We start from the raw sequence: 24,786 nt of genomic DNA, 5'->3' as shown, positions 1-24,786 counted from the left end.
GACGGCGGCCGCGCACCCGGATCCCAGGGATCCAAGGCGTGCCCCGCGCGGCCACGCGTACAGTTGTCAGCCGTGCCGGCCCCAGGGTCGGCACGGCTGATGTCGTTTCGGTCAACACCGTCGTCCGGCACGGACATTTCAGCCACGAACCCGTCGTCCCACAGATCGAGCGATCATTGGCCCCCACTCTCGATCGCCACGTCGTCACCGCCGTCCTCGTCACCCACGACGGTGCGCGCTGGCTCCCGGAGACGCTGAAAGCGCTGCTGACGCAGGCGCGGCCGGCGCAGCGCCTCATCATCGTGGACACCGGAAGCCGCGACCGGGGGCCCGCCGTGCTCGCCGAGGTCGTCGGCGAGGCCGCGATCCTCACGCTGCCGCGCACCACCGGGTACGGCGAGGCCGTCGCGGAGGCGCTGCGCCAGGACGCCGCGTCCGCCCCGGTCCCCGACGACGACCCCGGGAACACCCGCACCGAATGGCTCTGGCTGCTGCACGACGACTGCGAGCCCGCCCACGACGCCCTCGCCCAGCTGCTGCGGACCGCGGACACCGACCCCGGCATGGCGGTGCTCGGCCCCAAGGTCCGCGACTGGGACGACCGGCGCGTCCTGCGTGAGCTGGGCGTCACCGTCGACGCCGCCGGACGCCGCGAGACGGGCCTGGACCGGCACGAGTTCGACCAGGGCCAGCACGACGGCGTCCGCGACGTGCTGGCCGTCGGCAGCGCCGGGATGCTGGTCCGCCGCGACGTCTGGGACCGGCTCGGCGGCTTCGACGTCGAGTACGGCCTCTTCCGCGACGACCTCGACTTCTGCTGGCGCGTCCACGCGGCCGGGCACCGGGTCGTCACCGCGAGCGACGCCGTCGTGTACCACGCGGAGGCGTCCCGGCGCGGGCTCCGTGAGATCGGCATGACCGCCGAGCATCCGGCCCGCCGCGACCGCCGCAACGCCATCCACACGCTGCTCGCCAACCAGCCCATGCCCGCGATGCTGCGTGCGCTGGCCCGCAACATCTGGGCGTCGCTCGTTCACGCGCTCTACCTGGCGGCCACCAAACGGCCGGTGGCGGCCCGCGAGGAGGTTCGCGCGCTCGGCGACGTGCTGCGCGCCCCGGGGCGGCTGCGGCGGGCACGAGCCGCCCGCGCGGACGGCCGCACACGCGTGCACCGCAGCGTCCGGCGTTTCCAGCCCCGGTGGGTCGTGGCGCGCCGGACGGTCGAGGCGATCTCGGAGTACTTCGCCGCCCACGAGCACGACGATGCCCACCGATCCGACAGGGCCCACCGATCCGACGGGGCCCGCCACCCCGGCGGTGAGGACCCGGCCGACGAGAGCATCTCCGACGAACCGGGCCCGGTCCGCCGGTTCCTCGCCCGTCCCGGCGTCATGCTCGTCCTGGTGCTGACCGCCGTCGCGATCGCCGCCGAACGCTCCCTGCTCACCGCCGCCGGACACCTCGGCGGCGGCGCGCTCGTCCCCGCGTGGGGCGGCGCGAGCGACCTGTGGGCGCAGTACCTGTCCGGCTGGCATCCGGTCGGACTCGGCAGCGACGCGGGGAGCCCGCCCTACATCGGGGTCCTCGCCGTCCTGTCCACGGTGCTGTTCGGGAAACCGTGGCTGGCGGTGTCGGTCCTGCTGCTGGGCAGCGTGCCGCTCGCCGGACTCACCGCCTACCGCGCGTCCCGGCTGCTGGTGGCCGAGGCGCCCCGCACCGGGCGGCGCGCCCGCGCGAGCGGCCGCCGCGTCCCCGTCACCGCCGTCCGGGCGTGGTTCGCCGCCGTGTACGCGCTGCTGCCCGCCGCCACCGGAGCCGTCGCGGGCGGACGGCTCGGCACCGCCGTCGTCCTCGTCCTGCTCCCGCTGATCGCCGTGCACGCCGCCCGCGTGTACGGGTTCCCGCGCTCCGCCGTTTCCGACGTCCGGACGCGGCGCAAGCGCGAGGGGCGGTCCGCGTGGACGGTCGCGCTGCTGCTGGCCGTCGCGATGGCGTTCGTCCCGCTCACCTGGCTGATCGGCGTGGTGGCCGCGGCGATGGTGTGGGCGCTGTTCGAACGGCCGGGACGGAACGGGCGCCGCAACCTCGCCATCGCGCTCGGCGTCCCGCCGCTGCTGATGCTCCCGTGGACGGCCGGCCTCCTGCTGAACCCGTCGCGGTTCCTGACGGAGGCGGGTCTGCACCGGCGGTTCGAGCCCGCCACCGCGGCAGACCTCCTCGCGCTCGACCCGGGCGGCCCCGGCACCCCCGCGCGGTGGGCGCTGGCCGGGCTGCTCGCGGTCGCCGTCTGCGCGCTGCCGCTGCGCAGCCGCCGGAGCGCCGTGCTGGCCGGCTGGCTGCTGGCCATCTTCGGGCTGCTCGTCGCGATCCTTACCAGCGCGGCCACCGTGACCAAAGGAGCGGACGAGGCGCCCGCCTGGCCCGGTGTCGCACTCGTCTTCGCGAGCGCCGGGGTCCTGCTCGCCGCGACCGCGGCCGTCCAGCGCGCCACCGAAGCCCTCGCGGGCAACCATCTGATCTACCGGGCCGGAGGGGCGGTCGTGGTCCTCGCCGCGCTCACCGCCCCCGTCCTGGCCGCCGGGTTCTGGGTCGCCGGGGGCGCGGGCGGCCCGCTCGCCAGACTCGACCCGGACACGGTCCCCGCATTCGTGCACGCCCCCGGCGGGCAACGGACACTGGTCCTGCACAGAGAGCCGACCGGACGTGTCTCCTACACGCTCCTCAGAGACGCACGTCCGAGGATCGGTGAATCAGAGGTCATGGACGGCGGCCGGGCCCGCGACCGCCTGGACGACCTCGTCGCCGGTCTGGTCGCCGGGCGGGAGGGCGATGCCGGGCCCGCACTGACACGGATGGGCGTCCAGTACCTGCTGGTGCCGCACCCGAGGACGGATCCCATCACCAAGGTCCTTGACGCGGCCCCCGAACTGACCCGCCTCAGCCGTACGGAGACGTTCGCGGTGTGGAGACTCCAGTCGTCGTCCGCCCGGATGATGCTCCTGCAAGGGTCCACCCTCACTCCGCTTCCCGCAGGCAGGATCGGCGCCCGAGTGCAGATACCCCCGGGAACGGGCACACGCACCCTCCTCTTGGCCGAACGCGCCGACGGCGGGTGGCGAGCGACCCTGAACGGCAAGGACGTCAAGGAACGGACCGTGGACGGCTGGGCGCAGGGCTACGACATCCCAGCCGCCGGAGGAGAGTTCCGGTTGACCAGGTCCATGACGATGCGCCACATGTGGCTCGTCGTCCAGGGCATCGCCGTCCTGCTGGTGGCCGCCCTGGCGCTCCCCGGCGCACAGGCCGAGAACCTGCCGTTCGCCGGTGAACGCGAACGGCGCCGTGTACGGCGGAGCCGACGACGCGGAAGCCACTCCCGCGCCCGGCACGAGGACCCGCCCCCCGAGCCCGTCGAAGAGCGAAGCCCGGAGGAGGTGTCATGAACCTGAAACCGAACCTGAAACCGAACCTGAAGCCGAACCTGAAGCCGGACGTGGACCTGGACAAGGTCCTGCGCCTCCTCAGCCTGCGCTACGCCTCCGCCGCCCTCGTGCTCGTCGCTCTGGCCGCGCTGTACGGGGCCGCGGCGTTCTCCCGCCCGGGGCAAGCCTCCGAGAAGGGCCGGGACGCCCCCGTCACCACCGCGGTGATGGTCTGCCCCGGCCACGAAGGCGGACGCCTGGCCGTCCAGTCCCTTCCCGACAGGAAGGCCGGCGGAAGCGTCGCCATGACGCCGACCAAGGGCGGCTCCGCGCTCGCTTCCCTGTCCTCGCCCGGCCGGCTCTGGGAGAAGGACACCGAGTCCGGCGGGGATTCCTACACCGTCCGCGCCACGGGAGCCATGGCCGCCGGCCTGGAAGCCGAACAGACCACCTACCGGGACGACGGCGACGACCGGGGTCTCGCCGGCGCCCGCTGCGCCTCACCCGGCACCGACCTGTGGTTCATGGGCCCCGGACCCGTCTCCGCCGACGAACTCGACCTCTACCTGACCAACGTCGACTCCCAGCCGGCGTCCGTGGACCTCACCGCCCTGTCCGGCGAAGGCCCCCTCGACACCATCGACGGCCGCGGCACCCGCGTCGACCCCCGCACCACCAAGGTCGTGAAGATCGGCGAGTCGGCGGAGGGACTCGGCGACATCGTGAAGACCGCCGCCGACCTGTCGCTGCGCGTCCGCACCACCAGCGGCCGCGTCGCGGCGTCCCTGCGCGTCCGGATCGGCGAGGAGAAGGGCATCGAGTGGCTGCCGCAGTCGCCGGCCCCCGCCTCGTCCCTGCTTCTGCCCGGCGTCCCGGGCGGCTCGGGCGAACGCCGCCTGATGGTCGCCGTGCCCGGCGAGGCCGACGCGCGGATCAGGGTGCAGGTGATCACGCCGGAGGGTGCGTTCGCGCCGCAGGGCCAGGACATTCTCGACGCCCCCGCCAAGACCGTCACGTCCGTCGCCCTCGACCGCGCGCTGCTCGGCAAGACCGCCGCCGTCCGGCTGGTCGCCGACCGCCCGATCCTCGCGGGCTTCGCCGCCGAGCGGGGCGCCGACGCCGCCTACGGCGCCGCCACCCGGCCGCTCACCGGGTCCGGCCCCGGCATCGTCGCCGACAACCGGTTCGACTCCGCCCTCGTGCTGACCGCCCCGGCCGGCGCGGCGGCCGTCCAGATCAGGACCATGAACGCCGAAGGCGCGAGCGGCCCGCAGGAGATCAGGATCCCGGCCGGCCGGACCGTGCGGACCGAACTGACCGCCCCGTCGGGGGACGCCGAGGACGACGCGGCCTACGGCGCCGTGATCATCCCGAAGCCCGGCTCGGCGCCCGTCCACGCCTCCCGCATCCTCTCCACGGGCAAGGGCGACGAGTACCTGTTCACCGTCCTGCCGATCGTCCCCGCGTCCACGACCGTCCACCTGCCCGACACGGCCGGCTCCCAGAGCGCCCTCATCCCCGGCGAGTGACCGGCCCCATCGGGCGGGCCGGTCTTGTCGGTTCCAGGCGCCGTCAGACGCCGTCGGACGCCCGTCAGTCGTCGGGGGAGTCGTAGCCGGGGTCGACGAACTCGGGGGAGAGGCCCAGCAGGTCGGCGACCTCTTCGACGAGGAGGTCGCGGATCATGCGGGCCAGTTCGGCCTCGCCGGTCGCACGGGCCTCGATGGGACGGCGGAAGACGACGATGCGCACCCGCCGCTCGCCGTCACCGGTCTGGTCGCCGTCGCCGGGGATGGTCTGGCCGAGCGGGACGGGCCCCTCGAACCACGGCTCGACGCCCGGTACCTCCTCGACCGTGAACCGTACCTTCGCCAGTTCCCGGCCCCAGCGCAGACCCAGCCGGCGCACCTCGTCGTCCACGAGGTCGTCGAACCGTTCCGCCCGGGTGCGTGAGATCGGCGCCTGCGGGGGTGTCAGAGGGCCGCGAACGCCACGACCGTGCCGATCGCGACGCCGCACGCCTGCCACACGGGATCGCACGCCTCAAGAGTACCTCTGCCGCCGCCTGTCCCCGGCGAGCGGCCATCGGCTACGTCCGGGCACCGCCGCCGTCCAGACACCCCACGGTGAGGGTCGGAGACCACACGGAATGTAGTTGTTACCCCGGAAATCGCCCGGTAACGGCGACACGTGCGCCCGGGTGGTGGCGGAGCCGGTGGGAGGGAGGTACGGTCAGCCATCGTGAGCCCCGTCCGTACCTGCTCCCGCACCGCCTGCAAGGCGCCGGCAGTGTTCACGCTCACGTACGTCTACCGTGACTCCACCGCGGTACTGGGGCCCCTAGCCACGTACGCAGAGCCGCACTGCTACGACCTGTGCGCAGAGCATTCCGAGCGGCTCACCGCCCCGATGGGCTGGGAACTGGTGCGGCTGCCGGTCGAGGAGGAGTCCGAGCCCAGCGCGGACGACCTGGAGGCCCTCGCCGACGCCGTCCGCGAGGCCGCCAAGCCCGCCCCTGGACCGGGCCAGGAGCCGGTCGGGCAGGGCACGGAGGTCGGCCGCCGCGGCCACCTGCGGGTGCTCCGCTCGGAGCCCGCGGCGACGCAGCCCGGCCAGGAGTGACCGCACCACCACGGGAGACCTCCGCCCCGGGACCGCGCCGCCCCCGCGACGATGCCCCGGCCGGTGGCGGCCGCCCATTTCGGTAGGCTCGTGTCCCTGTCGCTTCTTCCGGCGGCGTTCATGCAAGCAGGGGTCTTTCCGGGCGGTGTCCGCCCGGGTCGGGCTCTTCCGGACCGGGTTCCTCTGGGCCGGGTTCTTCTGGACAGGGAGCAGGAGTGGGCGACCTCGCCAAGATCTTCAAGGCGTACGACATCCGCGGTGTCGTACCGGACGAACTCGACGCCGAGACCGCCGAGGCGGCGGGCGCGGCGTTCGTCCGGGTGACGGGGGCGAGCGCGATCGTCACCGCCCACGACATGCGCGAGTCGTCGGTTCCGCTGTCGGAGGCGTTCGCGCGGGGCGCGACGTCCCAGGGCGCGGACGTGATCGAGGCCGGACTCGGCTCCACCGACCTGCTCTACTACGCCAGCGGCAACCTCGGCCTGCCCGGCGCGATGTTCACCGCGAGCCACAATCCCGCCAAGTACAACGGGCTGAAGCTGTGCCGCTCGGGCGCCCGGCCCGTCGGCCGCGACACCGGCCTCGCCGACATCCGCGAAATGATCGAGAAGGGCGTCCCCCGCTATGACGGCGAGCCCGGCACGGTCTCCCGGCGCGACATCCTCAAGGGCTACGCCGACCACCTGAAGACGCTCGTCGACCTGTCGTCCATCCGCCCGCTCAAGGTCGTCGTGGACGCGGGCAACGGCATGGGCGGGCACACCGTCCCGCCGGTGTTCGAGGGCCTGCCGATCGACCTGGTGCCGCTGTTCTTCGAGCTGGACGGCACGTTCCCCAACCACGAGGCCAACCCGATCGAGCCGGAGAACCTGCGCGACCTGCAGGCCAAGGTCCGCGAGACGGGCGCCGACATCGGGCTGGCGTTCGACGGCGACGCCGACCGCTGCTTCGTGGTGGACGAGCGCGGCGAGATCGTCGCCCCGTCCGCCATCACCGCGCTGGTCGCGACGCGCGAGCTGGCCAAGCATCCCGGCTCCTCGATCGTGCACAACCTGATCACCTCGCAGGCCGTCCCGGAGATCGTCTCCGAGCACGGCGGGACGCCCGTCCGGACGCGCGTCGGGCACTCGTTCATCAAGCAGACGATGGCGGAGACGGGCGCGGTGTTCGGCGGCGAGCACTCGGCGCACTTCTACTTCCGCGACTTCTGGTTCGCCGACTCCGGCATGCTGGCGGCGCTGCACGTCCTCGCCGCGCTCGGGCGGCAGGACGGACCGCTCTCCGAACTGCTCGGCGAGTACACCCGCTACGTGGCGTCCGGCGAGATCAACAGCGAGGTCGCCGACCAGGCGGGCGCCGCCGCGAAGGTCCGGGAGGCCTTCGCCGGGCGGCCAGGGGTGACGATCGACGAACTCGACGGCCTGACGGTGGGCGACCAGGCCGCCGGATGGTGGTTCAACCTGCGGCCGTCCAACACCGAGCCGCTGCTGCGCCTCAACGCGGAGGCGGGCGACGACGCGACCATGGCGGCGATCCGTGACGAGGTCCTGGCGCTGGTCAGGGAGAAGTGACCGGCCGGGGAACCGACCGGCCGGAAATGACTGCTGAGGAAAGTGACGCTGCGATGACGATGAAGCTCGAACCCTGGCTCCTGGAGATCCTCGCCTGCCCCAACTGCGGCGGCGACCTCCGTGCCGACGACGACGCCGCCGAACTGGTGTGCACCGGCTCGTGCCGCTACGCCTACCCCGTCCGCGACGACATCCCCGTCCTGCTGGTCGACGAGGCCAGGACGCCCGCCCCGTGACAGACGGGCCGGACCCTTCGCGGCTGGAGGACGGGGCGGCGGCCGAGGCGGCCGATCCCGGCGGGATGCTGCGGCAGGTCGCGTCGTCGGCGGCGCAGGTGCGGGAGGCGCAGCGGGCTGCGGCCGAGGCGGGCGTCGCCGGGCTCGCCGAGGACGGCAGGCCGCGCGCGATCGTGGTCGCCGGCATGGGCGGCTCGGGCCTGTCGGGCGACGTCCTCGCCGCCGTGTGCGGGGTGGGCTGCGCGGTCCCGGTGACGACGGTACGCGGCTACCGGCTGCCCGGCTGGGTGGGCGCCGCCGACCTCGTCATCGCGGTGTCGTGCTCGGGGGAGACGGAGGAGACCCTTGAGGTCGCCGCGGAGGCCGCCCGCCGGGGATGCAGGCTGCTGTTCGTCGGCGGTGCCGGCTCGCCGCTCGCGGGCCTGTCCGACAGAAGCCGCGGGATGTTCGTGCCGGTGCGGTCGGCGGGCCAGCCGCGGTCGACGCTGTGGGGCCTGACGATCCCGCTGATCCTCGCCGTCCGCGCACTGGGCCTGGCGGACGTGTCCGACGCGGTGCTGGAGTCCACCGCCGTCCTGCTGGAGGACGTCGCACACCGGTGCCGTCCGTCCAGCGAGCCGTTCGTCAACCCGGCCAAGCGGATCGCACTCGATCTGGCGGGCGACGTGCCGCTGGTGTGGGGGTCGTCGGCGCTCGCCGGGACGGCGGCCTACCGGCTGTGCTGCCAGCTCAACGAGAACGCCAAGTACCCGGGCGTCTTCGGCGAGGTTCCCGAGGCGGACCACAACCAGGTGATGGCGTTCGACGGCTTCTTCGCCCGGGGCGGCTCCCCGGCGGACCCGGACGGGTCATCGTGGGGGTCGCCCCCCACGCCCCCGGACGACGACTATTTCTTCCGTGACCGTACGGACGATCCGGAGCACGGCCTGCACCTGGTCCTCATGCGGGACGTGGAAGAGCATCCGCAGGTGCGCAAGCGGTGCGAGGCGTCCGCCGGCATGGCCCGCGACCGGGGTGTGGCGGTGACGGAGATCCGGGCCGGGGGCGAACATCCGCTGGAAAGAATCGCCACCCTGATCGCGATGGCGGACTATGTCACGGTTTACTTGGCTATCGCGCTGGGCGTGGACCCCACTCCGGTGCCGGCCATTCAAGAACTCAAAGCAAGGATCTCCTAAAGATGAGTGCTGAGGGCGGAACGAAGGCCATCGTCGCCGCGCTGGCCGCCAACCTCGGGATCGCGGTGTCGAAGTTCGTCGCGTTCGCGTTCACGGGTTCGTCGTCGATGCTCGCCGAGTCGATCCACTCGATGGCGGACTCGGGGAACCAGGGCCTGCTGCTGGTGGGCGGCAAGCGCTCCAAGCGCGACCGCACGCAGCAGCACCAGTTCGGATACGGGCGTGAGCGCTACTTCTACGCGTTCGTCGTCGCGGTCGTCCTGTTCACCGTCGGTGCGGTCTTCTCGCTGTACGAGGGTTACCACAAGATCTCCCACCCGGAGGAGATCAAGTCCGCGGGCTGGGCGTTCGGGGTGCTGATCATCGCGATCCTCATGGAGGTCTTCTCCTTCCGCACCGCGATCAAGGAGTCGAACCGGGTCCGCGGCGACCAGTCCTGGTGGGAGTTCATCCGCCGCGCCAAGGCCCCCGAGCTGCCGGTGGTGCTGCTGGAGGACCTCGCCGCCCTCGTCGGCCTGTTCCTCGCGCTGTTCGGCGTCTCGATGGCCGTGGCCACCGGCGACGGCGTGTGGGACGGCGTCGGCACCATCGCGATCGGCGTGCTGCTCGCCGTGGTCGCGGCGATCCTGGCGTTCGAGACCAAGAGCCTCCTGATCGGCGAGGGCGCCGATCCCGCCACCGAGCGGCAGATCATCGAGGCGCTGGAGTCGGTGGACCAGGTCGATCATCTCGTCCACATCCGCACCCAGTACATGGGCCCGGAGGAACTGCTGATCGCCGCCAAGATCGCCGTCAGCCATGACGACACGGCCGCGGACGTGGCGCGGGGCATCGACGCGGCCGAGGCCCGGATCCGGGCGCGGATCCCGGAGGCGAAGCTGATCTACCTGGAGCCGGCGCTGAACGAGCCCTCGACCAAGAGCGTCCCGGCTCCCGCCGACAGCCCGGAGGCGACGAGCCCGCAGGAGCCGGACGCGCAGGAGCCGGACGCGCAGGAGCCGGACGCGCAGGAGCCGGACGCGCAGGAGCCGGACGCGGAGGCGACGACGCCGGAGAGCCCCGCGTCGTCCTGAAAGACAGCTTGAAAGAACAGGCGTGCTGAAGAACATGGGACCCCTCGCCGGGCGGCCGCCGCCGTGCCGGTCGACCCCAGCCCAGGCGACACCGGCGAGTGCCTCCGAAGAGGCTCATGCCACGGCCGTCCGGCGAGGTGCTCCCATGACTCCCCGCCCGGACCCCTGAAACCGGGCGGTTCTGGTGTGACCGCGGTGGCCTTGCCGAAAACTCCTACGCCGGCTCGGCCACCGTCGCGGTCACGGTTAAGACACTACGTTCGCGCCGCTCTCCGGCACGTCCCCCTCAGGGAGGGAACGCGCGTGGTACTCCAGGTGGACTCGCGCCGCCCGCATACATCCGCGCGGTGAGGAAAGCGCACGCCCCAGCGGTCACTATTGAGGGGTGACCTCCGACGACGACAAGGCCCGGACCGGACCCGACCCCGCGGGGTTCGGCCCGGCGCTCGCGCACCACGCGTGGCGGCTGTCCGGCCGGATCGTGGCGGGTGTGGGGCAACTGCTGCTGTGGATACTGACCGGCATCGGCACCCTGCTGCGCCCCCTGGCCGACCGGCTCGCCGTGCGGCTGAACGGCGGCATGGGACGCCGCCCGTCCCCCGGCATGCCCGGTGCCCCCGGAGCGCCCGCCGGCCCCGCGGAGGCGACGGCGCCGCTGCCCCGGTGGATCAACACGTGGCGGGAGATCGCCGGCTCCTGGTACTTCGCCCCGCTGACCGGTCTCGCCCTCACCATCGCCGCCCTCGGCGAACTGGCGCCGCGCGCCGGCTCGCCGATCAGCCTCGCGGCCGGGTTCGCGCTCGCGGCGACGCTCCCGCTGGTCTGGCGCCGGGAGAACCTGCGCCCCGTCGCGGCCGTGGTCCTCGGCGCGGTCGCCGCGAACCTGCTCACCGGCGAAATCGTGCTGATCACCACCGGTTTCGCGGCCCTCTACACGCTGTACGCGCTGGGACGGCAGCTGCCCCGCCAGTCCACCGGCGTCCTCGCGGTCGGCAGCGTGGCGACGCTCGCGGTCGTCTATCTGGCGGCGGACACGCTGGACGACATCCCGTGGCCGGCCGCGTTCATCGCCGTCCTCGCCGCGATCGGCCTCGGGGACGCGCGGCGCGTCGTGGAGTCGGCCGGACGGACCGAGGCGGAGGCCGCCGAACGCACCAACGAGACCCTCACCCGGCTCACCGCCGTCCAGCGGGAGCAGGCGGTGATGCGGGAACGCGCCCGCATCGCCCGCGAGCTGCACGACGTCGTCGCGCACTCCGTCTCCATGATCGCGGTGCAGGCGGAGACGGCCCCGTACACGATGGACGACCTGTCGCCCGAGGCCCGCGCCGGCTACACCGAGATCGCCAAGACGGCGCGGGACGCGCTGGTGGAGATGCGGCGGCTGCTCAGCGTCCTGCGCGCGGACGCCGCGCCGGAGCCGGAGGCGGCCAACTCGCCGCAGCCGCGCCTGGACCGGCTGCCCGACCTGATCGAGCAGCACCGCGGCGCCGGCGGCCGCGTCGACCTCGCCGTGCACGGCGACCCGCGCGCGCTGTCCACGACGGTGGAGCTGTCGGCGTACCGGATCGTCCAGGAGGCGCTGACGAACGCGAGGCGGCACGCTCCCGGCTCCGGAGTGCACGTCGACCTGATGTTCCTGCCGGACCGCCTGGCCGTCCGCGTCCGCGACAGCGGACCTCCCGCGCAGGACCGGGCGGGGCAGGGACCGCGGGGGCACGGGCCGGAGGGGCGGGGCGCGTCCGCGCCGACGAGGGTCCTGAACCGCGACGACCCCGCCTCCCGTACCGCGATAGTGGACCCCGCGGGCCAGACGTCCGCGGACCTCGGACGCACCCGGCTGGAGGCGCCGGAGTCCGGTGGCGGACACGGGCTCGTCGGGATGCGGGAACGTGCGACGATGCTGGGCGGACGGTTCTCCGCCGGCCCGGCCGCCGAGGGCGGGTTCCTGGTGGAGGCCGAGCTTCCGCTGACGAGGGAGGGGAATTCGACCCGTGGACACGGTTCCGAGGCGCCCCCGGGTGGCCGCTGAGCCCGTGAGGCGGCAACGGTGATCAATGTTCTGATCGTCGACGACCAGACGATCGTGCGGGCGGGGTTCGCCGCCCTGCTCGCCGCGCAGGACGACATCACCGTCATCGGCGAGGCCGGCGACGGGCGCGAAGCGGTCCGGATCGCCCAGCGCAGCCGCCCCGACGTCGTCGTCATGGACATCCGGATGCCCGGCATGGACGGCATCGAGGCCACCCGCCGCATTCTCGCGCTGCCCGGGGCGGAGGGCGTCCGGGTACTGGTGCTCACGACGTTCGACGTGGACGAGTACGTCTACGAGGCGCTCGCCGTCGGCGCGAGCGGCTTCCTGCTGAAGGACGCGACGGCGGACGAGCTCGTCTCCGCCGTCCGGGTGGTGGCCCGCGGCGACTCGCTGCTCGCCCCGCAGGTCACCGGACGGCTCATCCGCGAGTTCACCAAGCAGCGGCGCAACCGGCCGCAGGCGCCGTCGGAGCTGTCCACGCTGACCGCCCGCGAGTCGGAGGTGCTCGTCCTCATCGCGGGCGGGTTGTCCAACGGCGAGATCGCGGAGCGGCTGGTCGTCAGCGAGCACACCGTCAAGACGCACGTCGCGCGGGTCTTCACCAAGCTCGGCCTGCGCGACCGGGCCCAGGCCGTCATGCTCGCCTACGAGTCCGGCGTCGTCGTCCCCGGCGAGAACGCGTGTTGATCGCCGTCCCGGCCCGGCCGATCGCGATTTCGGCCCGCGCCCTACCGCCGGCGGAGTAGGCGCATGGCCTTCTCCTTCTCGAAGTCGAGTGCGCGGGTGGGCGGCGCGGACAGCCGTCCGATGCGTTCGCCCAGCTCCCGCACGTGCGCCTGCACCTGGGGTTCGGCCAGGACGCGCAACCCGAACGCCAGCTCGGCGGGGCCGATGTCGTAGCGCTTCTCCAGCGCGAGGGCGAGCGCGACGGCACGGAGCTCGGCGTCGCCGAACTGGCGGTGGCCGCCGGCGCGGCCGCTGCCGGAGACCGCCTCCCGGGTGGCCGGCAGCAGCCCGAGGGCCTCGCGGTAGCGGAGCATGCGGGGTGACGTACCGAGCCGCCGGGCGGCCTCCGTGATGCGCATGGGGCCAATTCTGACAAATTTGTGTCAGGAAGTCGCCCCCGGTCGTGCCAGGCGGTGCCCGCCGACCGTAGACTCACGCGTTGACGCCCCACGTCCACACGAGGATTGCGCACCGACCCCGCACCACCGACCCCGCACCACCGACCCCGCACCCCGCGGACCCGCCACCACCAAGGGAGCAACGAAAGCATGGACTACAAGGTCGCCGACCTTTCGCTGGCCGATTTCGGGCGCCGGGAGATCCGGCTCGCCGAGCACGAGATGCCGGGCCTGATGGCGGTACGCGAGGAGTACGCCGCCGCCCAGCCGCTGCGCGGCGCGAAGATCATGGGCTCGCTGCACATGACCATCCAGACGGCCGTCCTGATCGAGACGCTGGTGGACCTCGGCGCCGACGTCCGCTGGGTGTCCTGCAACATCTTCTCCACCCAGGACCACGCGGCCGCCGCGGTCGTCGTCGGCAAGAACGGCACCGCCGACGACCCGCAGGGCGTTCCGGTGTTCGCCTGGAAGGGCGAGACTCTCGAAGAGTACTGGTGGTGCACCGACCAGGCCCTGCAATGGCCGGGGGCCGACGGCGAGGCCGGCAGCGGCCCGAACATGATCCTGGACGACGGCGGCGACGCCACCATGCTGGTCCTCAAGGGCGCCGAGTACGAGAAGGCGGGCGCCGTCCCGACCGCCACCGCCGAGGACCCCGAGGAATGGGGCGTCATCCTCGACACCCTCCGCCGCACCATCGCCGACAAGCCCGGCCGCTGGACCGCGACCGCCGCCGAGATCAAGGGCGTCACCGAGGAGACCACGACCGGCGTCCACCGCCTCTACGAGATGGCGAAGGCCGGCACCCTCGCCTTCCCGGCGATCAACGTCAACGACTCGGTCACCAAGTCGAAGTTCGACAACAAGTACGGCTGCCGGCACTCGGTGATCGACGGCCTGAACCGCGCCACCGACGTGCTGATCGGCGGCAAGGTCGCGGTCGTGTGCGGCTACGGCGACGTCGGCAAGGGCTGCGCCGACGCGCTCCGCGGCCAGGGCGCCCGCGTGATCGTCACCGAGATCGACCCGATCTGCGCGCTGCAGGCCGCGATGGACGGCTTCCAGGTCACCACCCTGGACGACGTCGTCGACATCGCCGACATCTTCGTGACGACCACCGGCAACTTCAACATCATCACGGCCGAGCACATGGGCCGGATGAAGCACCAGGCGATCGTGTCCAACATCGGGCACTTCGACAACGAGATCGACATGGCCGGCCTCGCCAAGACCCCCGGCATCGAGAAGATCGAGATCAAGCCGCAGGTCGCCGAGTGGCGCTTCCCCGACGGCCACTCCATCCTCGTCCTCGCCGAGGGCCGCCTCATGAACCTGGGCTGCGCCACCGGCCACCCCTCGTTCGTGATGTCCAACTCCTTCACCAACCAGGTCATCGCGCAGATCGAGCTGTTCACCAAGACCGACGAGTACCCGGTCGACGTGTACGTCCTGCCGAAGCACCTCGACGAGAAGGTCGCCCGCCTCCACCTGGACGCGCTCGGCGTCAAGCTCACCGAGCTGACCAAGGAGCAGGCCTCCTACATCGGCGTCCACGTCGAAGGCCCCTACAAGCCCGACCACTACCGTTACTGAGTTCATTGCGTTGTTCCGGCTCCGGGCGCTGAGGGCGCCCGGAGCCGGAACAACGCGTGCGATTGCTGCATCGCTCCGGCTCGCCTGGCGGCTCGCTGCGCGATCAGGTTCTCGCAGGCTCGAAGCCTGCCTTCGGACGCAATCGCGACGGTTCGGGTCGCCGCGTGGCTGGTGTGTCGGCTGGTGTTGTCGTGTGGGTGGTGCGGCGGTTCGTGCATTGAGGGGGGTTGATGAGCGATATCGCGGACGCCTCGCTGGCGTATGAGGGCGTCAAGCGGATCGAGTGGGCCGACCGGAGCATGCCCGTCCTGCGGCAGATCCGTGACCGGTTCGCTGACGAGCGTCCACTGGACGGGCTGAAGGTCGCGGCGTGCATGCACATCACCACCGAGACCGCCGGGCTGATCCGCACTCTCCAGGCGGGCGGCGCGAGCGTCGCACTCGCCGCGTCCAACCCGCTGTCCACCCAGGACGACACGGCCGCCGCACTCGTCCAGGAGTACGGGGCGGAGGTCTTCGCGCGGGCGGGCATCGACCGTGAGGGCTACTACGCCCACATTCACCAGGCGTTGGAGACCCGGCCCGACCTCGTCCTGGACGACGGTTGCGACCTGGTCAACACGTTGCACATCGACCGCACCGATCTGCTCGGCACGGTCAAGGCGGGTTGCGAGCAGACGACGACGGGTGTCATCCGCCTGCATCAGATGGCTTTCGAAGGCGCGCTTCGTTTCCCGATGGTCGCGGTCAACGACACCGACACCAAGCACATGTTCGACAACCGGTACGGCACCGGCCAGTCGACCCTGGACGGCATCATCCGCGCGACGAACACGCTCCTGGCCGGTAAGACGATCGTCATCGCGGGCTTCGGTTACTGCGGCCGCGGCCTGGCCGAGCGGGCACGCGGCCTGGGCGCCCGTGTCGTCGTCACCGAGATCGACCCGGTCAAGGCCCTGGACGCGGCCCTGCAGGGCTTCTCCGTCCAGCCCATGTCGGAGGCCGCCGCCGACGGCGACGTGTTCATCACGGTCACGGGCAACCGCGACGTCGTGAACCGCGACCACCTCGCGGTGATGAAGGACGGCGCGATCCTCGCCAACTCCGGGCATTTCGACGTCGAGATCGACGTCCGCGCCCTGGCCGAGATGGCCGTCGAAGTCCACCGCGGCGTCCGCCCGCAGGCCGACGAGTACGTCCTGGCCGATGGGCGCCGCCTCGTCCTCCTCGCCGAGGGGCGCCTGGTCAACCTGGCCGCCGCCGAGGGGCATCCGGCCGCCGTGATGGACATGTCGTTCGCCGACCAGGCCCTCACCTGCGCGTGGCTCGCCACCGCCCACTCGACGCTGGCCACGGCCGTCCACGACGTCCCGAAGGAGATCGACACGGAGGTGGCGCGCCTCAAGCTGGCGTCGATGTCCATCTCCATCGACCTGCTGACCGAAGACCAGGAGGACTACCTGCACTCCTGGCGCATCGGATCCTGAGCCGATGCCCGCCGGCGCCTACCTCCACCTGGACGAGGAGCTTGAGGAGCGCTTCCAGTGCGCTCCGGGCCCCGGCGGCTGGCGTTACACGTCCCAGCGCTCGGACGGCGTCCGCGTGGACCTGGTCGTGGACGCGCGCTGGCGCCAGATCCGCCTCGAACTCGTCACATCGACCTGGTGGCTCCGGGGCGGTGTCACGGGCCCCGAGGTCGCCTGGGTGCGCGCGGCCGGTGAGACGGGCACCGAACACACCGAACGGGCGGCCGGCTTCATATCCGACTCGCCCGGCTTCCTCATCGCGGTCGCGCGCTCTCTGGACCTGGACGAGGACGCGGAGACGGACGTCCGCCTCGTCCGGTTGAGCGGCCCGTCCCTTGCGCCGCTGACGGCCACGTGGCGATGGCACCGGGCCGGAACGTCGACCTACGAAACCGATGCCGCACCGCTTCCGGTCACGCGGTACGACGTCACGGACCTGTCCACGGGCGAAGTCGAAGCGGTGCACGTCGCGGGCGACGTCGTCCTGGACGCCCCCGGCATCGAACTCACGGCCCTGGAATCCCCGCCCAACCTCCTCACCTAGCGCCCGTCACGCACGACGACGCGCGGATCCGGCCCCGCCCCTGGGCGCGTCCCCAGGCTCGTCACGGAATGATCAACAGGCTGCCTTTATACGTGCCTGCCGATACCGTCTCAATCCTCACCATGATCAGGAGGTCGCGGACGTGTACGGCCAGACACCGGACCGGCAGGGGCAGCCGCCGCTTCCCCTCCCCCCGCCGGGCGCCCCCGCCCCGCCGCCCGTCAAGAAGCCCCCGAAGCTCGTGCTGGTGGGCGTAGGCGTCCTGGCGCTGCTCCTGGTCGCGGCCGTCGGCATCGCCAACTTCAGCGCGCTCGGCCCCACCGGCCCGCTCAAGGCCGAGCAGTGCGTCGACGCCGGCTTCGGGATGGACGCCGGCAACAAGGTCCCGGCCAGTGAACGAGTGCGGTGCGATGACTCCGAGGCCAAGGCCAAGGTGCTCAAGGTCACGGGCGAGGGGGAGGCCACCGCCTACCGGTTCGGCGCGCAGGCCCAGCCCGACTGCCCCGCCGGAACCGACGGCGTCACCAACGTCACGGTCAAGACCGGCGACAAGCACTACTTCGAGGCGTGCGTCCGCAACGTCAAGGGCCCGCACCCGGGCGACCCGGGCGCGGGCGGCGCGCTGCTCTCCGCGGGCGACTGCGTCAGCGGCGGCTCCGTCGGCTTCGGCAAGGAGGCGCCCTGCTCCGGCTCGAAGTGGTACGGCAAGGTGATCGCCCGGGTCGACACGGAGCAGTCCTGCCCGGCGAAGACGCTGGAGACGATGAAGATGCGGTCCTTCGGCGGCGGAGAGGTCACGCGCCCGGTCCTGTGCCTCGGCGCGGGCGGCGGCGTCCTGGCCACCGGCGACTGCATCGGCGACCCCTCCTTCAAGATCGGCGGCCCGGAGAAGGCCGACTGCGGCGGCCCCCAGGCCGTCGCCAAGGTCGTCGGCCGCGTGGCGGCCGAGAAGGAATGCCCCGCCGAGGCCACCCACTTCATGACGAGCGACGGCGCCTACCTGCCGGCGCTGTGCCTGAAGAAGCTACGCCCCACCCTGACGGAGAAACTCCGCTCCCTGGGCAACTGAGCGCCCGTCCGCCCTCACGTTCGTCCACCGCCCGGCTGAAACGCGTGACCGGGAATGCCGGCCCAATCCGGCGCCCAGGTGACGGTGCCGCGATGGCCGGGCCGCGTGGAGCTCAGGTGGTCGCGGAGTGAACCGAGCGCCGGGTGCGGGTTGTCGCCGCGCCAGATCAGCGAGTGCGGATAAACCGGCGTCGGGTCATGGACGGTCACGCGCCGCAAGCCGTAGTCGGCGGGCCACAGCAGCCGGGTCTGCTCGCCGACGAGGGTCGCCACCTCCGGAGAGCCGGCGATCACGTCCAGGAGGGGCTCGGTGTTGAAGCCGGGGCCGACGCGATCGATGGTCAGCCCGAACGCGGCGGCGAGTTCACCGTAGTAGGCGGCCCACTCGGTTCCGGGTATGAGGCCGGGCATCCAGATCCGGTGCCCGGCGAGTTCGGCGGGCGTGACCGCGCGGGCGGCCGCGAACGGGTGGGCCGGCCCGGTGAGGAGCTGGATCGCCTCATCCGAGACCCGCGCGGTTTCGACGGCGCCGGGGAGGAGCCGTGCGGGCACGGCGACGGCGCGGAAGGACGCGTCGATCGTCCCCGCCTGGACGGCCGCGATCGCCGCGCCCGCGTCGAAGAGGGTCACGACATCGAGTTCGATCTCCGGATGCGCGCGGTGGAAGCCGCGGAGCAGACCCGCCGGTGCGAGCTGCCGCCCGATCACGTCGACGCGCAGCGCACGGCGGCCCGGCCGCACGGACGCGGCCGCCCGCTCTTCGGCGCGCAGGAGGTCGCGGGCGTGCGGGAGGAACGCCTGCCCGTCGATGGTGAGCTCGGCCCCGCGCGCGGTGCGGGTGAACAGCCGCACGCCGAGGTCCTTCTCCAGCACGGCGATCCGCTTGGAGACGGCCTGCTGGGTGATCGACAGATCTGCGGCGGCGTCCTGGAAGCGCCCCGCGTCCGCGACGGCGACGAACGTGCGGACGGCGTCGAGATTCACGGGGCAGAACCCTAGACCCACACGGCGGAAACCCCGGACCTACAACGAACCGTTGTAGCTCACCCTCGACCGAGTTGTTTGATCCCGGGAAGCCCTGCTGGCTACGGTCACGTCGATCAACGTGAGGTTGTCGGCAACGGCGGGGGCGGGGCAAGGTGGGCACACGGTCGCTGGGCCGGCGGTTCGGGTGGCTCTGGACCGCGTACGCGGCCAGCACGCTCGGTACCTGGTTCGCGCTCGACGCGTTCCCTCTGATCGCGATCCTCGTGCTGGACGCCGGACCGGCGGAGGTGTCCCTGCTGTCGGCCGCGGGCCTGGCGGCGGGCGCGGCGGTCGCGGTGCTGCTCGGCCCCTGGGTGGAGTACAGCCGCAAACGGCGCGTGATGATCGCGATGGACCTGATCCGGTTCGCGGCGTTGCTGAGCGTCCCCACCGCCTTCGCGCTCGGCCGCCTCACCTTCGTCCATCTCCTCCTCGTGTCCGTCATCGTCGCCGCGTCCGGCATCGCCTTCAGGGCGGCGAGCGGGGCCTTCCTGAAAGCGCTCGTCCCGCCCGGTGACCTGCTCGTCGCCAACGGACGGTTCGAGTCCACGACCTGGACCGCCACCATGCTCGGGCCACCCCTCGGCGGGGCCGCGATCGGCCTGTTCGGCCCGGTGACGACCGTGCTGGCCGATGCGGCGAGCTACCTGCTGTCCGCCGCGGCCGTCCGCGCGATCGGCGGAAAGGAAGCACGCCCCTCCCGGACCGGTGCACCCCGGTTCCGAGCCGGCGACCTCCTCGAAGGATGGCGGTTCATCCTGACCCATCCGACGCTGCGCCCGCTGCTGCTCAACACGATCCTCGTCAACGGCCTGATCCTCGCGACCGCGCCGCTGCTGGCCGTCCTCATGCTCGGCGGCCTCGGGTTCGCCCCGTGGCAGTACGGCCTGGCGTTCGGGGTCCCCTGCGTCGGCGGCCTCATCGGCTCACGCCTGGCGCCCCGGCTCGTCACACGGTTCGACCAGCACACGGTCATGCTCACCGCCGGCGCGCTGCGCGCGTGCTGGCTGCTCGGGCTGGCCTTCGTCCACCCCGGCGTCACCGGCCTCGTGCTCGTCATCACCGTCGAACTCGGCCTGATCACCAGCGTGGGCGTGTTCAACCCGCTGTACGCCACCTTCCGCCTCCACCAGACCCCGCCGGACCGGGTCGCCCGCACCCTGACCGCATGGTCGGTCACCAACAACGCCGCCGCCGCGGCCCTGATCGCACTCTGGGGACTGCTCGCCGCCATCACCACCCCCCGCACCGCGATCGTGCTGGCCGGCCTCCTCATCCTGACGACCCCTCTCCTGCTGCCCCGCCGCGCCCGAACCCCCCCGCCCCGAACCGGACCTGGTCTCCGGCCCCACCTGAACCCGGCGGCCGCCTCTGACGTTCGGTAGGGAACCGTTGGGGCCGGGCTGACCTGCTCTTGCCCGGCGGCGGGAATGCCTCCGTTGTGAATGAGTGGTTCGTGCGGGAGATTGCGGACACCGGGCGGCTTCGGCTGTTCTGCTTCTTTGCCGCGTTCATCGCCGGATTCCTGTTCATCCGGTTCAGCGTGCGGATGATCCGGCGGCAGGTGCGCTGGTGGCCGGGGAACGTCACGCCGGGCGGGCAGCATATTCATCACGCGGTGTTCGGCCTGGTGTTCATGATCGTCGGCGGGGTCGGCGGGCTGGCCATCGAGGACGGAACGTCCGGGTGGGCGGCGGTGACCGCGGCGCTCTTCGGGGTCGGCGCCGCTCTCGTGCTGGACGAGTTCGCGCTGGTGCTCTACCTGCGGGACGTCTACTGGAGCGATCAGGGCCGGCTGTCGGTCGAGGTCGTGTTCATCACGATCGCCCTGTGCGGGTTGATGTTGCTGGGCCTGCGGCCGCTGGGCGTGGACGAGGTCGCGGGGGACGGGTTGTGGAGCATCATGCTCGTTCTCGTGTTCGACGCGTGCGTGGCCGTGATCGCCTTGCTCAAGGGCAAGATATGGACGGGGGTCATCGGGTTGTTCGTCGGGGTGATCGCGCTGGTCGGGGCCGTCCGCCTGGCCCGGCCTGACTCGCCCTGGGCCCGGCGCCGGTACTCGCCCGATTCACGGAAGGAGCGGCGGGCACGGGTCCGTGAACGCCGGTACCGGCTGCCCGTGCAGCGCCTCGGCGATCGGCTGAGCGACCTCATCGCCGGACGCCCGTCCGCCAGATAATGCAGCTCAGCTTGGGCGTACTCGTGATCGATCTTTTCCAGGGGAGCGCGAACCTGGGTGCGGGTGACGACGTCCCACTGTGCGGTGGCCGTGGAGGCCGGGGGACCACGGACACCCCAAAGTCAGTAGGGGGACGGGCCGCCGAACATTTCGCTGAGGCGCGGTGCCAGTTCGAAGTCGCCGCGCAGTTCGAGGCGGCCGTCCATGAGCAGGGACGCGGGATTCGCGTCTGCGGTTCGCGGCGGCCGAGGGCGGCCTCGATGGCGGGGGCGAGACGTTCGGCTTTGGCGGCTTCGCGTTCGCGATGATCTGCTCGCGGGAGAAGCCACGGGAGTCCCGCCGTTCCAGGAACTCCTGCCAGACGTCGGTACGGCACGAGACCAGGCCCCCTCATGTCACCCGGTCGCCCTTGTCATCCGGTCGCCCTCCGGGTCAGCCTCACTCCGATTGGACGCCACGTCAATGAGCGCGGCAGGCCGGGAAGCGGTCGTGGTGGTGGACGCGTCCCGGCGGAGGCGGAGTGCCATGTGGGCCAGGAAGAAGAGGCCGGTCAGCAGGTAGCAGTTCGCGACGGGGACCAGGAGGAGGTGCGGGCTGAAGCGGAGCGGGTCGGCGTTGAACGGTGTCCACCACATGGGGGACAGGGCGAACAGGATGTAGCCGCAAACGGCGATGGTTCGGTTGCCGTTGCGAACCAGCACGGCCAGGGCCGGGATGATCCACACCCAGTGGTGCGCCCATGAGATGGGCGAAACCAGGAGGCCGGTCGCGCCCGTTACGGCGATGGCGGCCGGCCAGTCGCCGCGCCTTGCCCATGCGGCCGCTATCAGGAGTCCGGCGATACCGATGGCCGCTGGGATGGCCGTGTACCAGTCGCCGACCTCGGCCGTCCCTCTCAGGAGGCGGGTGAGTGCGCCCAACGGGGACTGGTTGCTGATGTACGGGACGCCCACGCGGGAGGCGTCGTAGAAGGTGTGGAGCCAGTAGAGGCGGGACGCGTCCGGTGCGATGGCGTACGCCAGGAGGGTGCAGACGGCGAAGGTCGCGGCGGCCGTGAAGGCGTCCTTCGTTCGTCTCGTCACGAGGAGAAGAACGATGAAGATGCCCGGTGTCAGCTTGATCGCCGTTGCGATGCCGATGCCGATTCCTGCGGAACGGCCCTGAGCGACCCGGTGAATGTCGGCGAGGACGAGGGCGAGCAGGAACAGGTTGACCTGCCCCTGGAAGAACGTGTGCCATACCGGTGCCAGAAGCAGGCCGCCGGCCACCGCGGCTTTGAGGGGGACGCTGCGGCCGGTCAGTTTCAGAGTGGTCGCGCAAGCCCATGTGAATGCGGCCAGCGAGGCGAGTTGCCACAGCAGGCGGGCGAGGGTGAGGGGCAGGGCGGCCAGGACGGTGAACAGCGTGGCCATGAACGGCGTGTTCGTGTACCAGTGGGCTGCGAGCTGCTCGTCATAAAGGCGCGTGCCGTCCGTCACGGCGTTCCCGCCGAGCCAGTAGATACGAAAGTCCAGTGAATCGTAGGTGAGGGAGAAGACCACGATTCCGAGAACTTCGATCGTCAGGAGGGGTATCAGCCAGCGCTTCATGCGAATAACGGTGGAGTCGGCCATGTCCGGTGGGCATCGGGCCATCGGACACATTCGCCAAGGGCGCGTGTGGCCCACGGGATTACGCCTGTGGGCCAATGTGCCGGTAAGGGGGCGGCGGTTACGATCGGCGCATGTCCGCCTTGCCGCTGAGCCGAGTGGGCCGAGTGCGCCGCGTCACCTGGACGGCCCTGCTGTGGTTCGCGGCCGTCGTCTACCCGTTCGTCCTCTTCGCGACGGTGACGAAGGGGACAGGCAACTTCGTCGCTTATGAAGTCCTCGCGTCGGCGGTGCTCACGGTGATGGCCGGGGCTCTCCTCCTGCGGCATCCGCTGCCCGCCCACGGGATACTGCTCTTCGCCTGGATCGTCGCCCTCGTGCAGATGCAGAACGGGGTCGTCGCCGGCCTGCTGGTCCTGATCACCGATCTCGGTGTCGGCTACATCGCGGCGAGCCGCCGGCGCCGGATCTCGGTGACCGTCGCCGTCGTGACGCTCGCCCTGCAGTTGCTTTCCGCCCTCGCGTTCCTGTCCGCGAACATTTCGGCGACGATCGACATCTTGATCCTCACCGTGGTTCTGGCGATGGCCGTCACCTGGATGGCAGGGAATTCGGTCCGGGTGCGGCGGGCGCATGCCGAGTCGCTACGGGAGCAGGCCACGGCGCAGGCCGTCAGCGCCGAGCGGCTCCGGATCGCGCGTGAGCTGCACGACATGGTCGCGCACAGCATCGGCATCATCGCCATCCAGGCGGGCGTCGGCGGACGGGTGATCGACACCCAGCCGGTGGAGGCGCGGAACGCGCTGAACGCCATCGAGGTCACCAGCCGCGAAACGCTGTCCGGGTTGAGAAGGATGCTCACCGCTCTGCGCAGGGACGACCCGGACTCCGCGCCGCTCGGCCCCGCCCCCGGCCTGGACGATCTCGACCGGCTGGCCGAGGCGGCGAAGGACGCCGGAGTGAAGGTCGGCATGAGCAGGCGGGGTGAGCGGAGGCCGTTGCCGCCGGACGTCGACCTGTCCGCGTACCGGATCGTCCAGGAGGCGGTGACGAACGTCGTCCGCCACGCGGGCACGGACGAATGCCGGGTCACCGTCGACTACCGGGACGAGGAGTTGTCCATCGAGATCGACGACGACGGGCATGGCGGTGTCGTCGGCACCGGATACGGGATCGCGGGGATGCGGGAGCGCGTGGGTCTGCTGCGCGGCGACTTCACCGCCGGTCCGCGTCCCGGAGGCGGGTTCCGTGTGGCGGCGCGGATCCCCCTGCCGGCGGCGGTCCGATGACGATCAGGGTCGTCCTGGCGGACGACCAGCCGTTGATCCGCGCCGGGTTGCGCGTGCTCGTCGCCGACACCCCGGACCTGGAGATCGTCGGGGAGGCCGGGACGGGAGCGGAGGCCGTCCGGCTGGTCGAGGACGTCCACCCCGACGTGGTCGTGATGGACATCCGCATGCCCGGCATGGACGGCATCGAGGCCACCCGGCGGATCACGGCGGCGCGTGTGCTGATGCTGACCACGTTCGACGACGACGACTACGTGTACGGGGCGCTGCGGGCAGGCGCCAGCGGCTTCCTGGTGAAGGACATGGCGCTGGAGGAGATCCTGTCGGCGATCCGCGTCGTCGCGGGCGGCGATGCGCTGATCGCGCCGAGCGTCACGCGCCGGCTGATCGAGGAGTTCGCCGCACGCCCGGAGGGCCCGCCCGCCCCCGAGCCGGCGGTCGCGGCCACACGTCGTCCCCCCGGCGGCATCACCGAAAGGGAACGCGAGGTGCTGACGCTCGTCGGACGCGGCATGTCCAACCATGAGATCGCCGGGGAGCTGTTCATCAGCGTGGCGACGGCGAAGGCGCATGTGGCGCGGCTGCTCGCCAAGCTGGACGCCCGCGACCGCGTCCAGCTCGTGATCACCGCCTATGAGATGGGTCTGGTGGCGCCCCCTACGGGCGGTAGTACTACCTGACGTGGTGACCTTCGCCGCGGTCGGATAA

General features: G+C 71.8%; 21 protein-coding genes. 17 read left to right on the top strand and 4 right to left on the bottom strand.

Annotated elements, in window-relative coordinates; all coding sequences use genetic code 11:
• The first annotated feature begins 176 nt into the window (after positions 1 to 176).
• Both ACGFIS_RS23540 and ACGFIS_RS23535 read left to right on the top strand, forming a co-directional pair.
• On the top strand, positions 177 to 3,443 hold the full coding sequence (locus ACGFIS_RS23540) for a glycosyltransferase (RefSeq protein ID WP_392911937.1): 3,267 nt from the start codon (positions 177 to 179) through the stop codon (positions 3,441 to 3,443).
• On the top strand, positions 3,440 to 4,951 hold the full coding sequence (locus ACGFIS_RS23535) for a DUF5719 family protein (protein ID WP_392911940.1): 1,512 nt from the start codon (positions 3,440 to 3,442) through the stop codon (positions 4,949 to 4,951). Before ACGFIS_RS23540 ends, ACGFIS_RS23535 begins: the two co-directional genes overlap by 4 nt.
• Before the next feature lie 64 nt (positions 4,952 to 5,015).
• On the opposite strand, the gene ACGFIS_RS23530 is transcribed toward ACGFIS_RS23535, so the two are convergent.
• Positions 5,016 to 5,450, bottom strand: a complete 435-nt coding sequence (locus ACGFIS_RS23530; RefSeq protein ID WP_392972598.1) for a metallopeptidase family protein — start codon at positions 5,448 to 5,450, stop codon at positions 5,016 to 5,018.
• A 213-nt stretch (positions 5,451 to 5,663) separates the two neighbouring features.
• On the opposite strand from ACGFIS_RS23530, the gene ACGFIS_RS23525 reads away from it, so the two are divergent.
• The 7 genes from ACGFIS_RS23525 to ACGFIS_RS23495 all read left to right on the top strand — a co-directional run bounded on the left by ACGFIS_RS23525 (position 5,664) and on the right by ACGFIS_RS23495 (position 12,824).
• Positions 5,664 to 6,044: a DUF3499 domain-containing protein gene (locus ACGFIS_RS23525; RefSeq protein WP_392911942.1), complete on the top strand. Its 381-nt coding sequence runs from the start codon at positions 5,664 to 5,666 to the stop codon at positions 6,042 to 6,044.
• 215 nt (positions 6,045 to 6,259) lie between these two features.
• Positions 6,260 to 7,615 (top strand): phosphomannomutase/phosphoglucomutase, encoded by a 1,356-nt coding sequence (locus ACGFIS_RS23520; RefSeq protein WP_392911944.1) that lies wholly within the window; start codon positions 6,260 to 6,262, stop codon positions 7,613 to 7,615.
• Positions 7,616 to 7,668: 53 nt separating this feature from the next.
• Positions 7,669 to 7,851 (top strand): Trm112 family protein, encoded by a 183-nt coding sequence (locus ACGFIS_RS23515; protein WP_392911946.1) that lies wholly within the window; start codon positions 7,669 to 7,671, stop codon positions 7,849 to 7,851.
• A complete protein-coding gene (locus ACGFIS_RS23510) occupies positions 7,848 to 9,029 on the top strand; it encodes an SIS domain-containing protein (protein ID WP_392972466.1) in 1,182 nt (393 codons plus the stop codon). Before ACGFIS_RS23515 ends, ACGFIS_RS23510 begins: the two co-directional genes overlap by 4 nt.
• A gap of 2 nt (positions 9,030 to 9,031) precedes the next feature.
• A complete protein-coding gene (locus tag ACGFIS_RS23505; RefSeq protein WP_392972464.1) occupies positions 9,032 to 10,102 on the top strand; it encodes a cation diffusion facilitator family transporter in 1,071 nt (356 codons plus the stop codon).
• Between the two features lie 385 nt (positions 10,103 to 10,487).
• Complete coding sequence (locus ACGFIS_RS23500) at positions 10,488 to 12,134, top strand: sensor histidine kinase (RefSeq protein ID WP_392972462.1); 1,647 nt, start codon at positions 10,488 to 10,490, stop codon at positions 12,132 to 12,134.
• 18 nt (positions 12,135 to 12,152) lie between these two features.
• On the top strand, positions 12,153 to 12,824 hold the full coding sequence (locus tag ACGFIS_RS23495; RefSeq protein WP_392911954.1) for a response regulator: 672 nt from the start codon (positions 12,153 to 12,155) through the stop codon (positions 12,822 to 12,824).
• A gap of 41 nt (positions 12,825 to 12,865) precedes the next feature.
• On the opposite strand, the gene ACGFIS_RS23490 is transcribed toward ACGFIS_RS23495, so the two are convergent.
• On the bottom strand, positions 12,866 to 13,222 hold the full coding sequence (locus ACGFIS_RS23490; protein WP_392911956.1) for a MerR family transcriptional regulator: 357 nt from the start codon (positions 13,220 to 13,222) through the stop codon (positions 12,866 to 12,868).
• A 189-nt stretch (positions 13,223 to 13,411) separates the two neighbouring features.
• Here ACGFIS_RS23490 and ahcY (ACGFIS_RS23485) point away from each other — a divergent pair, with 189 nt between their 5' ends.
• From ahcY (ACGFIS_RS23485) to ACGFIS_RS23470, 4 genes are all read left to right on the top strand, one after another.
• The gene (gene ahcY / locus ACGFIS_RS23485) at positions 13,412 to 14,857 is read left to right on the top strand and encodes an adenosylhomocysteinase (protein WP_392911958.1); all 1,446 of its coding nucleotides are present in this window, start codon (positions 13,412 to 13,414) and stop codon (positions 14,855 to 14,857) included.
• Positions 14,858 to 15,087: 230 nt separating this feature from the next.
• Positions 15,088 to 16,344 carry an adenosylhomocysteinase gene (gene ahcY / locus ACGFIS_RS23480; RefSeq protein WP_392911960.1) on the top strand — a complete coding sequence of 419 codons (1,257 nt, stop codon included), beginning with the start codon at positions 15,088 to 15,090 and terminating at the stop codon, positions 16,342 to 16,344.
• Positions 16,345 to 16,348: 4 nt separating this feature from the next.
• The gene (locus tag ACGFIS_RS23475; protein WP_392972459.1) at positions 16,349 to 16,927 is read left to right on the top strand and encodes a hypothetical protein; all 579 of its coding nucleotides are present in this window, start codon (positions 16,349 to 16,351) and stop codon (positions 16,925 to 16,927) included.
• Between the two features lie 142 nt (positions 16,928 to 17,069).
• On the top strand, positions 17,070 to 17,996 hold the full coding sequence (locus ACGFIS_RS23470) for a hypothetical protein (protein WP_392911964.1): 927 nt from the start codon (positions 17,070 to 17,072) through the stop codon (positions 17,994 to 17,996).
• Between the two features lie 14 nt (positions 17,997 to 18,010).
• Here the strand turns inward: ACGFIS_RS23470 and ACGFIS_RS23465 are convergent, their stop codons facing one another.
• Positions 18,011 to 18,979 carry a LysR family transcriptional regulator gene (locus tag ACGFIS_RS23465; protein ID WP_392911966.1) on the bottom strand — a complete coding sequence of 323 codons (969 nt, stop codon included), beginning with the start codon at positions 18,977 to 18,979 and terminating at the stop codon, positions 18,011 to 18,013.
• Positions 18,980 to 19,134: 155 nt separating this feature from the next.
• Here ACGFIS_RS23465 and ACGFIS_RS23460 point away from each other — a divergent pair, with 155 nt between their 5' ends.
• Both ACGFIS_RS23460 and ACGFIS_RS23455 read left to right on the top strand, forming a co-directional pair.
• Positions 19,135 to 20,406, top strand: coding sequence for an MFS transporter (locus tag ACGFIS_RS23460; protein ID WP_392911968.1), 1,272 nt, complete (start codon positions 19,135 to 19,137; stop codon positions 20,404 to 20,406).
• 71 nt (positions 20,407 to 20,477) lie between these two features.
• Positions 20,478 to 21,200 (top strand): hypothetical protein, encoded by a 723-nt coding sequence (locus ACGFIS_RS23455; protein ID WP_392972457.1) that lies wholly within the window; start codon positions 20,478 to 20,480, stop codon positions 21,198 to 21,200.
• A 395-nt stretch (positions 21,201 to 21,595) separates the two neighbouring features.
• On the opposite strand, the gene ACGFIS_RS23450 is transcribed toward ACGFIS_RS23455, so the two are convergent.
• On the bottom strand, positions 21,596 to 22,813 hold the full coding sequence (locus ACGFIS_RS23450; RefSeq protein ID WP_392911972.1) for a glycosyltransferase 87 family protein: 1,218 nt from the start codon (positions 22,811 to 22,813) through the stop codon (positions 21,596 to 21,598).
• A 110-nt stretch (positions 22,814 to 22,923) separates the two neighbouring features.
• Between ACGFIS_RS23450 and ACGFIS_RS23445 the strand changes: the two genes are divergently transcribed.
• Both ACGFIS_RS23445 and ACGFIS_RS23440 read left to right on the top strand, forming a co-directional pair.
• Positions 22,924 to 24,078, top strand: a complete 1,155-nt coding sequence (locus tag ACGFIS_RS23445) for a sensor histidine kinase (protein WP_392972455.1) — start codon at positions 22,924 to 22,926, stop codon at positions 24,076 to 24,078.
• On the top strand, positions 24,075 to 24,758 hold the full coding sequence (locus tag ACGFIS_RS23440; protein WP_392911976.1) for a response regulator: 684 nt from the start codon (positions 24,075 to 24,077) through the stop codon (positions 24,756 to 24,758). Before ACGFIS_RS23445 ends, ACGFIS_RS23440 begins: the two co-directional genes overlap by 4 nt.
• The last annotated feature ends 28 nt before the right edge of the window (positions 24,759 to 24,786 follow it).

The organism is Spirillospora sp. NPDC048824 (genome assembly GCF_043198455.1).
Classification (GTDB): Bacteria; Actinomycetota; Actinomycetes; order Streptosporangiales; family Streptosporangiaceae; genus Spirillospora.
Note: the sequence above shows the minus strand (reverse complement) of the source record. Positions and strands in the feature narration are given on the sequence as shown.

Bases quoted from the DNA above. Each gene is read 5' to 3' on its own strand.
- ACGFIS_RS23535 (WP_392911940.1), top strand. From the start codon at position 3,440: ATGAACCTGAAACCGAACCTGAAACCGAACCTGAAGCCGAACCTGAAG.
- ACGFIS_RS23515 (WP_392911946.1), top strand. From the start codon at position 7,669: ATGACGATGAAGCTCGAACCCTGGCTCCTGGAGATCCTCGCCTGCCCC.
- ACGFIS_RS23505 (WP_392972464.1), top strand. From the start codon at position 9,032: ATGAGTGCTGAGGGCGGAACGAAGGCCATCGTCGCCGCGCTGGCCGCC.
- ACGFIS_RS23490 (WP_392911956.1), bottom strand. From the start codon at position 13,222: ATGCGCATCACGGAGGCCGCCCGGCGGCTCGGTACGTCACCCCGCATG.
- ahcY (WP_392911958.1), top strand. From the start codon at position 13,412: ATGGACTACAAGGTCGCCGACCTTTCGCTGGCCGATTTCGGGCGCCGG.
- ahcY (WP_392911960.1), top strand. From the start codon at position 15,088: ATGAGCGATATCGCGGACGCCTCGCTGGCGTATGAGGGCGTCAAGCGG.
- ACGFIS_RS23475 (WP_392972459.1), top strand. From the start codon at position 16,349: ATGCCCGCCGGCGCCTACCTCCACCTGGACGAGGAGCTTGAGGAGCGC.
- ACGFIS_RS23450 (WP_392911972.1), bottom strand. From the start codon at position 22,813: ATGGCCGACTCCACCGTTATTCGCATGAAGCGCTGGCTGATACCCCTC.
- ACGFIS_RS23445 (WP_392972455.1), top strand. From the start codon at position 22,924: ATGTCCGCCTTGCCGCTGAGCCGAGTGGGCCGAGTGCGCCGCGTCACC.
- ACGFIS_RS23440 (WP_392911976.1), top strand. From the start codon at position 24,075: ATGACGATCAGGGTCGTCCTGGCGGACGACCAGCCGTTGATCCGCGCC.